This window comes from Consotaella salsifontis (assembly GCF_900167365.1).
GTDB lineage: Bacteria > Pseudomonadota > Alphaproteobacteria > Rhizobiales > Rhizobiaceae > Consotaella > Consotaella salsifontis.
The window spans coordinates 105,924-118,678 of sequence record NZ_FUXL01000005.1 but is presented as its reverse complement, the minus strand read 5'-3'; the positions used below and the strand labels follow the sequence as shown (position 1 = coordinate 118,678).

Sequence of the window (12,755 nt, the reverse complement as noted above, 5' to 3'; positions counted from 1 at the left end):
ATGGCGACCGTCGCCGAAGCTCTCGACAAGACCCGGCGGGATTTCGCGGCGGCTGGCCTTTCGACGCCCGATCTCGACGCGCGCCTCTTGCTGTGCGCCGCGACGGGGCTCGACCGAGCCGGGCTTGTGCTTAAGGCGCGAGAACCGATGGGGGCGCCCGCCCTCAGCGCCTTCGAGGCGATGAGCGCTCGCCGGCTTCGCGGCGAGCCGGTTCACCGCATTCTCGGGCGCCGTGCCTTCTACGACCACGACTTTCTCCTGTCGCGCGACACGCTGGAGCCGAGGCCTGACACGGAGATCCTGGTCGATCTCGCCCGCCGTTTCCTCGCGGGCCGGGCGGAATCCGGTACGGGGTGCCGTTTCGTCGACGTCGGCACCGGGACGGGCGCGATTGCCGTTTCGCTGCTCGCGGCGCTGCCACTAGCCGAGTGCGTCGCGATCGACCTCGCGCCCGGCGCGCTTGTCACCGCGCGCGCCAACGCGGTGCTCGCGGGGGTTGAACGCCGCTTCTTTCCCGTGGCCTCGGATTATCTTTCCGCTCTGGGCGGCTCGTTTGATGCAATTGTCGCAAACCCTCCCTATATTCCGAGCGGCGAGATCGCCGACCTGGAGCGGGATGTGCGGGAGCACGACCCTCTCCTTGCCCTCGATGGAGGGGCGGATGGGCTGACCGCCTATCGCGCGCTCGCCCAGCAATCTCGGCGGATTCTCGCCGCGCAAGGCGCGGTTCTCGTCGAAATCGGCTTCGGTCAAGCTCCTGATGTCAGGATGATTTTCGAGGCGGGCGGATTCGTACTAACGGGTGAGGCGCTCGACCTGGGTGATAGAGTGCGGGCGCTCGAATTCCGCCGAAGCGACCTGGCGGACACGCCATCAGTGGAATCAGTATAATTTCGCGGAACAGTTGGAAAAAAGGGCTTGTGGCCCAGCGAACAAGACTCTAGGGTTTTTGGCACATCGCGGAAATTCGAGGGGGACATCCCATCGCACGGGGCGCTTTCGCAGCGCCACGAAGCGGGATGCTCGAGACGGCCGAGGCCGCCCGCGGGGTCTGGCGGTACGAGCCGCTGGAACTAACCACCAAAAGGTATTTGCGGCCGGTGACGCTCAGTCGACTCCGGCAACGGGCAGAGCGGCGCGTGCGTCGCCTTGAGGGGTCCAACCGGCGGGATGCCGGAAGATCAAAGACAGGAAGAGCATGAGGCCAGGACAGCAGAACAAGCGGATGCGCGGGCGCGGACGCAAAGGGCCCAACCCGCTTTCGCGAAGCTATGAGTCGAACGGCCCGGATGTCAAAATTCGGGGAACGGCCCAGCACATCGCCGAAAAATACACGATGCTGGCGCGGGATGCCTCCGCATCGGGCGACCGCGTGATGGCGGAAAACTATCTCCAGCACGCCGAGCACTACAACCGCATCATTGCCGCGGCCCAGGGCCAGTTCCAGCCGCAGCGCGAGGAGCGCGACTCCCGCGACCTCGACGATGAGGACGATATGGACGGCCAGGAGAATTCGTTCTCTCGTCCCGACCGGCGTCAGGGCGGCCGTGAGGATCGCCCTTCGGCGAACGGCACCGGCCCGCAGCCCTTCCTTTCGGACGACAATGATCGCGATGGTGAGCGCGGCGAGGCCATGATGGGCCGGGACCGTGACGAGGACGATGAGTCCGGCTCCAATCGAGGTCAGTCGGGCGGCAACGACCGGCGCGACTATGGCGGAGACCGTGACGGGCAGCGCTCGCGTCGCAGCCGCGGACGTCGCGGCAGCGGCAATGGTGCCGGCTCGGAAGGCTCGTATGAGGGCGGCGGACAGCGCCAGCCTCAGCGAGAGGTTTCGGAGCGGCCGACTCAGGCCGCAGCTCCTGCCGCACCTGCCGCCGAACCAGCGCCGACACCGGAGCCGGTGGCAGCTGCTGCGCCGGCTGTGAGCGAAGAGCCGGCTCAGGACGAAGTGAAGAAGGCGCCGCGTCGTCGTCGTACCGCCAAGACCGAGGAAGCCGCCGAGACGCCGGAGGCTGCCGCCGGAGAGGAAAAGCCCAAGCGCAAGGCCGGCCGCCCTCGCAAGAAGAAGGACGAGGAAGGCGGCGAGGAGAGCGTCGGCGAACTTCCGTCCTTCCTGCTCGCCTCGAACGGCTGAGCCATGATGGCGAAAAGTCATTTGGCTTTTCGTGAAGGCATCATGCCCACTCGAGGAATGGCAGCGAAATCAGTCGTATTTCGCTCCAGCATCGCCGGCTAAGTGCCTTCGATGAACCATCTGATCTTCCCGATCCCGGAGGTCCGCCTCCGGGATCGTTTCGTTTGGGGAACCCGTCGCCTATCGCGCGGGCGGGTAGTCGCCGGCAAACTCTCGACCGTGCGCTGCGAGGTGATCGGTGCGCCGGGTGCGCTCCGACGTCGCAGCGCTGACCTGAACCTACGCTAAGGCGGACGTTTCAAGCGTGGCGAACTATGCGGCCAGTCCGGCGATGGCCCTTGCGAAGTCCCGCGCCTTGAACGGCTCGAGATCGTCGATCCCCTCGCCGACGCCGACGAAATAGACCGGCAGGCGGTGCTTGGCGGCGATGGCGACGAGGATGCCGCCACGGGCCGTTCCGTCCAGCTTGGTCATGACGAGGCCGTTGACCCCCGCGACATTGCGAAAAATCTCCACCTGGGAGAGGGCGTTCTGGCCGGTGGTGGCGTCCAGCGTCTGGAGAACGGTGTGCGGCGCGTCGGGCTCGCGCTTCCTCAGGACGCGCACGATCTTCTCGAGCTCGGCCATCAACTCCGCCTTGTTCTGGAGACGGCCGGCCGTGTCGATGATCAGCACATCGGAACCGTTGGCGAGCGCCGCATCGTAAGCCTCGAAGGCGAGGCCGGCGGCGTCGGCGCCGATCTGCTTGGCGATCACCGGCGAGCCGGTCCGCTCGCCCCAGATCTTCAGCTGCTCGACGGCCGCGGCGCGGAACGTGTCGCCGGCGCAGAGCGTGACCTTCAGGCCGCCGCGCGTCAGCTTCGCCGCGAGCTTGCCGATGGTGGTGGTCTTGCCGGTGCCGTTGACGCCGACGACGAGGACGACGTGGGGCTTCTTGTCGAGATCGAGTTCCAGCGGAACCGCCACCGGCGCGAGGGCGGATTCGACCTCCTCGGCGAGGATGGCGCGCACCGCCTCGCCCGAGATTTCCTTGCCGAAGCGGCCCTCGGAAAGCCTGCCGGTGATCTTCATGGCAGTTTCGACGCCGAGATCGGCCTGGATCAGCACGTCCTCGAAGTCCTGAAGGGTTTCCTCGTCGAGCCGGCGCTTGGTGAAGAGCGCCGTGATCGAGCCGGTCAGCTGGTCGGAGGAGCGGGAAAGACCATGACGCAGGCGCTGATACCACGGCACCTTCGGCGCGGGCGCGAGAACGGGTGCCGGCGCGGCGCGTCGGCGCCAGCCTTCGCCGGCTTCTGGCGCTGGGGGCAGCGTCGCGGGCTGTGTGACGACGGTGGGCGCTTCTGCCGAGGTCGCGGGCAGGCTCTCTTCCACGTCGGGGAGTGTGCCGCCGTCCTCTTCGACGAGGCGTGCCTCTACTTTCTCCTCCTCGGCCTCCTCTGGCGCAAGCGGCGCGTCGAGCCAGGAGAAATCGGCCTCTGCTTCATCCTCGGCTTTATCCGGTTCAGGACTTTCTGGACTCTCGATGGCCTCGGTTGGCTCCTCGGCGGCGAGGGCGGCGGGCTCTGGCTGCTCGACGGGAGCCGGCTCTTCCTCCTGAATATCGCCTTGCGGCTCGCTCGGGCTTTCAAGCCAGGAGAAGTCTGCTTCCGGCTCGTCTGCCTCGGGTTCCGGTTTCTCGAGCCAGGAAAAATCGTCCTCGGCCTCGTCGCCCGGTGCGGCCTCGACCGGCGCCGGCGCGACGGCGATCTCGCGCTCCGGGTCTTCCGTCACCGGCGCCTGTTCAGGGATTTCGGGTTCGACCGGTGCGCCGCCGTCGCCCGCGATCAGCGTCTCCTCGACGGCCGTGGGCTCCGGCGCGGCGGTGGCATCGCTCTCCGGCTCCGGCGGTGCCGGCGGCAGGCTTTCGGTCGGCGCCACCGTGACGCCTTCAGTCGGCGTCTCCTGGTCGTGGGCGCCGAAGGAAAAGATCCGCCGGAAGAGGCCCTTCTTTTCAGCCATGATCTCTCCTTGTCCTACCCTGCCTCAGGCTGCCTTGGCGGCGCCCGCCGGCGCGGCGATCAGCTTGTCGCCATCCTCGCCCACGATCGTCACGTCGATGATGGAGCCCGACGGCGGGTGCGCGCCGTCGGGATCGGCCGCAAGGGAAACGGTGATGAAGTTCTCGGCCCGGCCGATCCCGTCCTTTTCCATAAGGACGCTCTGGCGCGTGCCGACCAGCCTTTGAAGATGGGCGCGGTGGGCGGCCTCGCCCTTCTCGCGCAGGCGCGCGGCGCGCTCCTTGATCAGGGCACGCGGCAGCTGCGGCATGCGCGCTGCGGGCGTTCCCTCGCGCGGCGAGAAGGGGAAGACGTGGAGCAGCGTCAGCGAACACTCGTCCACCAACCTCAGCGAATTCTCGAACATCTCCTCGGTCTCTGTCGGGAAGCCGGCGATGATGTCGGCGCCGAAGACGATGTCCGGGCGAAGCCGCCGGGCCTCCTCGCAGAAGCGGATGGCGTCGTCGCGGCTGTGGCGACGCTTCATGCGCTTGAGGATCATGGTGTCGCCCGCCTGAAGCGACAAATGGAGATGCGGCATCAGCCGCGTCTCGGAGGCGATCGCCTCCATCAGCGCCGGGTCCGCCTCGATGGAATCGATGGAGGACAGGCGCAGGCGCCTGAGCTCCGGCACATGGCGAAGGATCGACTGGACGAGGGTGCCGAGGCGGGGCGTGCCCGGCAGGTCGGCGCCGTAGCTCGTGAGATCGACGCCTGAAAGGACGACCTCGTTGTAGCCGGCGTCCACCAGCCGCTTCACCTGGGACACCGCCGCGCCCATCGGCACGGAGCGCGAATTACCGCGGCCGAAGGGAATGATGCAGAAGGTGCAGCGATGGTCGCACCCGTTCTGCACCTGCACGATCGCCCGGGCGCGGCCCTCGATGGCGTCGACCATATGGGCCGCCGTCTCGGTGATCGACATGATGTCGTTGACGCGGACCTTCTCCGCGCCCGCCACGCCGAAGTCGGGCAGCGCGCGGTAGGAATCGGCGACGAGCTTGTCGGCGTTGCCGATGACGGCGTCCACCTCGTCCATTTCGGCGAAGCGCTGGGCCTCGGTCTGGGCGGCGCACCCGGTGACGATGATGCGGGCACCGGGGTTTTCGCGCCGCGCCTTGCGGATCGCCTGACGCGCCTGGCGCACGGCTTCCGCCGTCACGGCGCAGGTGTTGACGAGGATCGCGCCGCGGCCATCGGCGCCGAGGCCGGCCTCGGTCGCCTCGCGCTTCATCACCTCGGCCTCGTAGGTGTTGAGGCGGCAGCCGAAAGAGATGACGTCAATTCCCATCAAGAGGCCTCCGCGGCATCAGCCTCGTCGCGCCGATAATCGCCCGTGGCGGGATCGAGACGGCCTGACCATTCCCATTCGGCGGGTCCGGTCATGACGACGTGGTCGTCGGCGCGCCAGTCGATCAGAAGTTCGCCGCCCGCCGGAACGGTGATGGCGACCGAGCGCCCGGTGCGCCCGGTGCGCGCGCCCGATACCGCCGCCGCGCACGAGGCCGAGCCGCAGGCGCGGGTGAGGCCGGCGCCGCGCTCCCAGGTGCGGATATCCATGGAGGAGGGGCTCGTCACCCTGGCAATGGTGATGTTGGCCCGCTCGGGAAAGAGCGGATGGTTTTCCAGGACTGGGCCGAATCGGTCGAGCTCGTAGGACCAGACGTCCTCCTTCACCCAGAAGATCGCATGGGGATTGCCCATGGAGGCGACGGAGGGCGAATGGAGAACCGGCGCGTCGATGGGGCCGATCTGGAGTTCGATGCAGCGTGTGTCGGCGAAGGGCTCGGCCAGCGGGATTTCGTTCCAGGCGAAGCGCGGCATTCCCATGTCCACGGAAATGAGGCCGTCCTCCCGCTCCTGCGCATTGAGGAGCCCCGAGATCGTCTGGAAGGTGAAGGTCTTCTTGCCGGTCTCGGCCGCCAACGCCGAAACGACGCAGCGCGTGCCGTTGCCGCAGGTGCCCGCATCGGTCCCGTCGGCGTTGAGGATGCGGATGAAGGCGTCTGTGCCCGTCACCTTGGGATTATGGATCGCCATGATCTGATCGAAGTGGGTTTCCGGGCGAGCCGCCAAGGCGCGCGCTGCCTCGGGCGCGATGCGACCCTCCTGTCCGCGCATGTCGGCGACGAGGATCTCGTTGCCGAGCCCGTTCATCTTCGCAAAGGCAATCCACTCGGACATCGAAAAACCGCTCGGCGGTGAAGGTTAGGTCTTGCCGCCTATATGGCAAAGATGCCGAGGGATTGCTACCGGCCGCTCATCGCGCAGGCGCCGGTCGCCCGAGGTATCGGCGCCTCGTCGCTATCGTCGTATGGTGAAGAGCGGGGCGACCGCCTTCCAGGCGTCGTCCTTGCCGCGCACCGAGATGCGATAGGCGGACTGATCGCCCACGTCGCGCGGAATCTCCACCGCCGCCTGAAGTGTTCCGTCTGGCGTCGTGCGGGCCTCGTCGAGAACCGTATAGGCCGAGCGGCGCCCGCCGCCGACGATCTCCACCGGCGTATCCTTGGGCAGCCCTGTCGCCGAGACAGTCACGGTGGAGCCGGGAGCGCCGCCTTGCGGTTCCAGCGACACATCCGCCGGCTCCTGGCCGTCGGTCAGCCCGATCTTCTGGCCGATGTCGCGAACGCGCTGGTCGAGCTGGGGATTGCGGTCGAGAAAGCCGCTGACGGAGGAGCCGATCGCCGACCCTACGCCCTGCGCCGCCTGACCGAGCTCGCTGCCCGCCTGCTCCGCGAGTGAGCCGAGGCGGTCGATGGTACCGTCGGAGGTCGTGGTGAGCTGGACGGTCGAGCCGACGCGCAGATCGTCCGAGCCGCGGACGGAAGGGTTCGCCCTCAGGATGGTGAACTCGCTGACGTCGCAGCGGTCGGCGATGGCGCTCAACGTGTCGCCGGCCTTGACCTCGGTCTGATCTCCGCAGGAACCCGCCGTATCCTGGGCAAGGGCCGGGCCGCTGGCCAGGATCAGGGGAAGGAGGAGCGCTGAAAGCCGGTTCATCGGGCGATCCTTTCGCAATGTTCGGGTCGACGCATGTTGAACCGCAGGGCGTGGCAATGGTTCCGGCGCTGACCGCGCCCCGCGCCGCGACCCTCAGTCGCTGGCCTCCTCGCCCGTTTCATGGACGGCGCGCGCGGTGGTTTCCGGCGTTGCCGCCAGGGGCTCGGGCAGAGGCGCGTCGATGGCATGGGGCAGCGAGACCGCGAGGCCGGGGCGGCCTGCGATGAAGCGCTCGGGCGCAACCGACCAGCGGGCGAGGGCCGCCGAAAGGCGCGCGGGCGGCTCGTCGATCGGCTCGTCGGTCAGCTGGAACGTGCCCCAATGGCTGCCGATGGAAAGCTCCGCCTCCAGGAAGCGCGCGGCCCGCACGGCCTCGTCCGGGTCCTGGTGCTGCGGTGCCATGAAGAAGCGCGGTGCGTAGGCGCCGATCGGCAGGACGGCGAGCTTGGCCGGGCCGTGGCGCTGCCTCGCCGCGCGGTAGTTCGCGCCGCCGAAGAAGCCGGAATCGCCGACATAATAGATGAACCCCGCCGGGGTCTCGAAGGCAAAGGACGCCCATAGCGTCATCGAGCGGTCGAAGACGCCGCGCGCCCCCCAATGGTGCGTCGGCTCGAAGGTGAGCGCGACATCGCCGTTGAGCGGCACGCGAGCGAGCCAGTCATGGGCCTCGACTTTTGCCGAAGGGCAGAAGCCGCGAATGAGGGCGTCATTGCCCAGCGGCGTCAGAAAGCGCGGCGAGAAGCGCGCGTGAAGCCGCTTCAGCGTCGACGCGTCCATGTGGTCGTAGTGCGAGTGCGAGACACACACGACGTCAATCGCGGGAAGATCGTCGAAGGCAATCCCCGGCGCGTTGCGGCGCTTCGGGCCGACGTTGTCGAAGGGAGAGCAGCGCTCGGACCACAGGGGATCGAGAAGAATGTTAAGGCCGCCGGTCTGGAGGAGAAAGGAGGCATGGCCGACAAAGCTCAGCCGCGCCGCACCCCCTGAGACGCGGGCTGGCGGACGATCGGTTGGAAGGCCGGGAAAGTGATCGGGCCATTGCGCGCGCTTGTGCTTGAAGCGCCAGCGCAAAAGGGCGCCAAGCCCTCCGGGCCCGTGCCCGTCGGGGTTGAAGAAGCGCCGACCGTCGAAATGATCGCTGACGGGACCGGAATGGTAGGGATTGGCGCGGGAGAGAAAACGCATGAAACGCCCTTCGGGGAACAGACGCCCCCTCATGTAGGAAGTGCCTTGCCGCTTCGCAGTTCAAAGGCGAGGCCAAACCTTTGTTTCGGCGCGAATCGCCTACCGCGAAGGGTTGGCGATCGGCGGTTGGCCGATTAAGAGGGGCGGCGACCGCCGGTTCGTGCTCCGCATCATTCCGCCGTGATGGCCGCCCCTTCTGGAATGCCTTCCGGGATCTCCCAATTTGCTGCATCTTCGCCGCGCCTCCGGCCATCATCGGCCACATCACGCTTCGCCCCACTCGCCCGTCTGGCGTTCGATGGTGGAGTTTCGCAGGCGCTTTCGCTCCAGCGAGGTGTGGTTCATCGTTATCGCGCTGATTGTCGGCGCGCTGGCGGGCGTCGGCACGTCCATTCTTCAGGTGACGGCCTCGGCGATCCAGCGCTTCCTCTACGATCTGCCGGCGGGCGGGCGCCTCAGCACCCAGACGTTCATCGAGCCGATCTATCTTCTGGCGCTGCCCGCCGGCGGGCTGGCGCTCATCCTGTTCACCAGGGTCGTCGGCGCGCGGCGCCGGCCCCTCGTCGACTCCGTCGAGGCCAACGCGCTGCATGGCGGGCGCATGTCGCTCATCGACAGCCTGATCGTCGCCGGCCAAACCCTCATTTCCAATGGCGTCGGCGCCTCGGTCGGCCTTGAGGCGGCCTATGCCCAGATGGGCAGCGTCGTCGGGTCCATTGCTGGCCAGCGCCTCGGACTTCGCCGGGGCGACGTGCGCACGCTGGTGGGCGCCGGGGCAGGTGCGGCGATCGCCGCCGCCTTCGGCGCGCCGCTCACCGGCTGTTTCTATGCCTTCGAGATCGTCATCGGAGCCTATATGCCCTCGGCCATTGCGCCAGTTGCGGCAGCGGCTCTCGCTGGGACGCTGGTCGCCCATGACCTCGGCGCCCATCCCTACATCATCGGGCTCGTCGATCCCGAGCCGATCATTCCGTCGGACTATCTGCTCTTTGGCATTCTTGGTGCGCTTCTCGGCTTTATCGCCATAGGCCTGATGCGGACCATGTCGACACTGGAGGCCCTGACGCGCCGCATGCCCGCCTCGCTCTGGCTGCGGCAGGTGGTCGGCGGCTTCCTGATGATCCCGCTCGCGCTGGTGACGCCGCAGGTCCTCTCCTCGGGGCACTCTGCGCTCGCCCTCGACGTTTCCATCTCCGGGACGCTGGTCTTTCTCGGCACGATCTTCATCGCCAAGTCGATGGCATCCATCGTCTGCCTCGCCTTCGGCTTCCGTGGCGGTCTGTTCTTCGCCTCGCTCTTTCTTGGAACCATCGGCGGCCGGCTCTTCAGCGGCATTCTTGAGCTGGTGGCGGGCTATCCCGTGGTCGATCCCACGCAGTCGGCGCTGGTCGGAATGGCCGCGCTCGCCGTCGCCGTCATCGGCGGCCCGCTCACCATGGCCATGCTGGTGCTGGAGGCGACGCGCGACCTCGGCATCACCGGCGTCGTCATCGCCGCGACGCTGGTGGCGAGCACGGTGGTGCGCGTCCTCTTCGGCTATTCCTTCTCCACTTGGCGGCTGCACCTTCGCGGCGAAACGATCCGCAGCGCTCGGGATGTCGGCTGGGTGCGGCTGCTCACCGCCGGCCGCATGATGCGCAAGGAGACTCGCGCCGTGCCGGGATCCATCACGGTCGCCGAATTCCGCCGGCGCTTTCCCCTCGGCTCGACGCAGCGCGTCGTGCTTCTCGACGACGCGGGCCACTATGCCGGCATCGCGCTGACCGCCAGCGCCTATGACGAAAGTGCGGACCCGGCGGCCGAGGTGGCGAGCCTCGCGATCCTCAAGGACGTGGCGCTGACGCCGGAGATGAACATCGTCGAGGTGATGCAGCGCTTCGACGAGGCCGAGAGCGACGAATTCGCCGTCATCGCTCCCGATGCCACGGTTCTCGGCCTGCTCTCCGAAACTCACGTCCGCAAGCGCTACGCCGAGGAATTGGAAAAGGCGCAACGCGAGATGTTCGGCGAGACGCAGAGGCAGTAGCGCTCGCCGATGTCATCCCAACGGCCTTCTCAGCCGTTGCGATAGAGGTAGGAATAGCCGTTGATCGCCGGCACGCCGCCGAGATGGGCGTAGAGCACTTTCGAGCCGGCGGGGAAGTAGCCCTTCCTGACAAGGTCGATGAGGCCTTGCATGGATTTGCCCTCATAGACCGGGTCGGTCATCATGCCTTCCATGCGGGCGCAAAGGCGGATCGCGGCGTTTGTCTCGTCCGAGGGTACGCCATAGGCCGGATAGGCGTAATCGGCGATCAGCGTCAGATCGTCATCGCCGATGTCGCGGCCGAGGCCGACGAGGTCGGCGGTCTTTCGGGCGATGTCCATGACCTGCGCGCGGGTCTGCTCCAGCGTGCCGGATGCGTCGATGCCCACCACCTTGTCCGCCCGGCCATCCTTGGCGAAACCGACGAGCATGCCGGCATGGGTGGAGCCGGTGACGGTGCAGACGACGACATAGTCGAACTTGAAGCCGAGCTCGGCCTCCTGCGCGCGCACTTCCTCGGCGAATCCGACATAGCCGAGGCCGCCGAGCTTGTGGACCGAGGCGCCGGCGGGAATGGGGTAGGGCTTTCCGCCCTTGGCCTTCACGTCCTCGAGCGCGTTCTCCCAGCTTTCGCGAATGCCGATGTCGAAGCCCTGGTCGACGAGTTCGACCTCGGCGCCCATGACGCGGCTCATGAGGATGTTGCCGACCCGGTCGTAGACGGCATCGGGGAAGGGCACCCAGCTTTCCTGGACGAGGCGGCACTTCATGCCGATCTTCGCGGCCACCGCCGCTACCTGACGTGTGTGATTGGACTGGACGCCGCCGATCGAGACCAGCGTGTCGGCGCCGGAGGCGATGGCGTCGGGGATGATGTATTCGAGCTTGCGGATCTTGTTGCCGCCGAAGGCGAGGCCCGAATTGCAGTCCTCGCGCTTGGCGAAGAGTTCGACATTGCCGCCGAGATTGGCGGAAAGGCGGGAGAGTCTTTCGATCGGCGTCGGGCCGAACATCAGGGGATAGCGATCGAACTTTTCGAGCATGGCAGCGGCTCCAGCGAGGAGAGGAGAGACGCCGCCGAAGCTAGCGAAAGTCGTATCAAAGGTGCTTGCAAAATCACGGGGCTGATCACAAGGTTCTTGTGAAATTTCGCCAGAAATCTGGCCTAATAGATCATAAATTGAAATGAAAATGGAAGAATCGTCCGCTCCTCTCGACAAGGCGGATTTGCGCCTACTGCGTCTGCTTCAGGCCGACGGGCGCCTCTCCAATGCCGAGCTCGCCGAAAGGGCCGGTCTGACGCCCGCAACCTGCCATCGGCGTACGCGCTCGCTGTTCGAGCGGGGATTTTTGCGCGGCGTGCGCGCCGAGGTTTCGCCGGAAAAGGTCGATCGCGGCACGCTGGTCATGGTCGCGGTCGTTCTCGACCGCTCGACGCCCGAGAGCTTTTCCGCGTTCGAGACGGCGGTGAAGGCGCTGCCCTTCGTGCTCGACTGCCATCTCGTCGCCGGCGACTTCGACTATTTCCTCAAGATCAGGGTCAAGGACATTGCGGATTTCAACCGACTCCACGGCCGCGATCTGCTCGTCCTGCCGGGCGTGCGCCAGACCCGCACCTTCTTCGTCATGAAGGAGGTCATCGACAACGCGCCTTTGGATTTTTGAAGACCGATGCGGCGCACTGAATTTTTCAACATAGAGCCTGTCGACCCTGGCTGTGAGGAGGCCGTTGCTCTTCTTGATCGCCTGTCTCAAACGCTCTCCTCGATCACTGGCAGCAGCGGCCGAGCCTCCTTCGACACTGAGGTCATGAAGGAGAAGGGAACTCTCTTCGTGCTGGTCCGCGATGCGGATGGTTGCGCCGTCGGTTGCGGTGCCTATCGGCCGCTGCAAGTCGGCGTCGCGGAGCTGAAGCGCATGTTCGCATCTGCGGGCACGAGAGGTGTCGGAAGCGCCCTGCTGACGTATCTTGAAGACCGCGCGAGGAGCGACGGCTATGAAGCTATATGGCTTGAAACGCGGCGGGTGAACGAGCGTGCCGTGCGCTTCTACGAAAAGCACGGCTACCGCCCGATCCCCAGCTTTGGTCAATATGTGGGACGTGCCGAGGCTGTTTGCCTCGGCAAGACGATTGCGCTCCGGTAGTCGGCATCGGGGTGGGAGCACCTGTTGGTTTGACTTCTCTCCCCCACCAATGATAGACGCGGCGCAAATCCGCGTTCGCACCGAAGCGAGCCGCCGACCGGCCGTGTTCTGAATTCACTGAGGACATGCCGGAGGTCCCCATCCGCCAGCGAGTTTCGCCCGCGGATGCGTTTTGCGTTGGGCTGTCCTTCAGGGGCCGGCTCAGCCTGGGCCTTCAAGGGGT

11 protein-coding genes are annotated in these 12,755 nt (G+C 66.6%); 5 read left to right on the top strand and 6 right to left on the bottom strand.

All coding sequences use genetic code 11. The features are described from left to right. Window positions 1–891 carry a peptide chain release factor N(5)-glutamine methyltransferase gene (prmC, locus tag B5D38_RS08675; protein ID WP_078708023.1) on the top strand — a complete coding sequence of 297 codons (891 nt, stop codon included), beginning with the start codon at window positions 1–3 and terminating at the stop codon, window positions 889–891. Window positions 892–1,198: 307 nt separating this feature from the next. Then, window positions 1,199–2,137 carry a DUF4167 domain-containing protein gene (locus B5D38_RS08670; protein WP_116002615.1) on the top strand — a complete coding sequence of 313 codons (939 nt, stop codon included), beginning with the start codon at window positions 1,199–1,201 and terminating at the stop codon, window positions 2,135–2,137. A 312-nt stretch (window positions 2,138–2,449) separates the two neighbouring features. Here B5D38_RS08670 and ftsY read toward each other — a convergent pair whose 3' ends face one another. The 5 genes from ftsY to B5D38_RS08645 form a co-directional block, all read right to left on the bottom strand. Beyond that, a complete protein-coding gene (ftsY, locus tag B5D38_RS08665) occupies window positions 2,450–4,135 on the bottom strand; it encodes a signal recognition particle-docking protein FtsY (protein ID WP_078708021.1) in 1,686 nt (561 codons plus the stop codon). Between the two features lie 24 nt (window positions 4,136–4,159). Further along, complete coding sequence (gene mtaB, locus B5D38_RS08660; RefSeq protein WP_078708020.1) at window positions 4,160–5,464, bottom strand: tRNA (N(6)-L-threonylcarbamoyladenosine(37)-C(2))-methylthiotransferase MtaB; 1,305 nt, start codon at window positions 5,462–5,464, stop codon at window positions 4,160–4,162. Further along, window positions 5,464–6,357, bottom strand: a complete 894-nt coding sequence (gene dapF, locus B5D38_RS08655; protein ID WP_078708019.1) for a diaminopimelate epimerase — start codon at window positions 6,355–6,357, stop codon at window positions 5,464–5,466. The genes mtaB and dapF overlap by 1 nt, the downstream gene beginning before the upstream one ends. Before the next feature lie 120 nt (window positions 6,358–6,477). Beyond that, window positions 6,478–7,176 (bottom strand): LysM peptidoglycan-binding domain-containing protein, encoded by a 699-nt coding sequence (locus B5D38_RS08650; protein ID WP_078708018.1) that lies wholly within the window; start codon window positions 7,174–7,176, stop codon window positions 6,478–6,480. Between the two features lie 93 nt (window positions 7,177–7,269). Then, entirely contained in the window at window positions 7,270–8,361 is a 1,092-nt protein-coding gene (locus B5D38_RS08645; protein WP_078708017.1) for an MBL fold metallo-hydrolase, read from the bottom strand. Between the two features lie 298 nt (window positions 8,362–8,659). Here B5D38_RS08645 and B5D38_RS08640 point away from each other — a divergent pair, with 298 nt between their 5' ends. Further along, entirely contained in the window at window positions 8,660–10,387 is a 1,728-nt protein-coding gene (locus tag B5D38_RS08640; RefSeq protein ID WP_078708016.1) for a chloride channel protein, read from the top strand. Window positions 10,388–10,416: 29 nt separating this feature from the next. Here the strand turns inward: B5D38_RS08640 and B5D38_RS08635 are convergent, their stop codons facing one another. Further along, window positions 10,417–11,430, bottom strand: coding sequence for a 1-aminocyclopropane-1-carboxylate deaminase (locus B5D38_RS08635; protein ID WP_078708015.1), 1,014 nt, complete (start codon window positions 11,428–11,430; stop codon window positions 10,417–10,419). Between the two features lie 142 nt (window positions 11,431–11,572). Between B5D38_RS08635 and B5D38_RS08630 the strand changes: the two genes are divergently transcribed. Both B5D38_RS08630 and B5D38_RS08625 read left to right on the top strand, forming a co-directional pair. Then, entirely contained in the window at window positions 11,573–12,052 is a 480-nt protein-coding gene (locus B5D38_RS08630) for an Lrp/AsnC family transcriptional regulator (RefSeq protein ID WP_078708014.1), read from the top strand. Window positions 12,053–12,058: 6 nt separating this feature from the next. After that, window positions 12,059–12,532: a GNAT family N-acetyltransferase gene (locus B5D38_RS08625; protein WP_078708013.1), complete on the top strand. Its 474-nt coding sequence runs from the start codon at window positions 12,059–12,061 to the stop codon at window positions 12,530–12,532. The last annotated feature ends 223 nt before the right edge of the window (window positions 12,533–12,755 follow it).

Coding starts and splice junctions, on each gene's coding strand:
- prmC (WP_078708023.1), top strand. CDS start 1: ATGGCGACCGTCGCCGAAGCTCTCGACAAGACCCGGCGGGATTTCGCG.
- B5D38_RS08670 (WP_116002615.1), top strand. CDS start 1,199: ATGAGGCCAGGACAGCAGAACAAGCGGATGCGCGGGCGCGGACGCAAA.
- ftsY (WP_078708021.1), bottom strand. CDS start 4,135: ATGGCTGAAAAGAAGGGCCTCTTCCGGCGGATCTTTTCCTTCGGCGCC.
- mtaB (WP_078708020.1), bottom strand. CDS start 5,464: ATGGGAATTGACGTCATCTCTTTCGGCTGCCGCCTCAACACCTACGAG.
- dapF (WP_078708019.1), bottom strand. CDS start 6,357: ATGTCCGAGTGGATTGCCTTTGCGAAGATGAACGGGCTCGGCAACGAG.
- B5D38_RS08650 (WP_078708018.1), bottom strand. CDS start 7,176: ATGAACCGGCTTTCAGCGCTCCTCCTTCCCCTGATCCTGGCCAGCGGC.
- B5D38_RS08645 (WP_078708017.1), bottom strand. CDS start 8,361: ATGCGTTTTCTCTCCCGCGCCAATCCCTACCATTCCGGTCCCGTCAGC.
- B5D38_RS08640 (WP_078708016.1), top strand. CDS start 8,660: ATGGTGGAGTTTCGCAGGCGCTTTCGCTCCAGCGAGGTGTGGTTCATC.
- B5D38_RS08635 (WP_078708015.1), bottom strand. CDS start 11,430: ATGCTCGAAAAGTTCGATCGCTATCCCCTGATGTTCGGCCCGACGCCG.
- B5D38_RS08630 (WP_078708014.1), top strand. CDS start 11,573: ATGAAAATGGAAGAATCGTCCGCTCCTCTCGACAAGGCGGATTTGCGC.
- B5D38_RS08625 (WP_078708013.1), top strand. CDS start 12,059: ATGCGGCGCACTGAATTTTTCAACATAGAGCCTGTCGACCCTGGCTGT.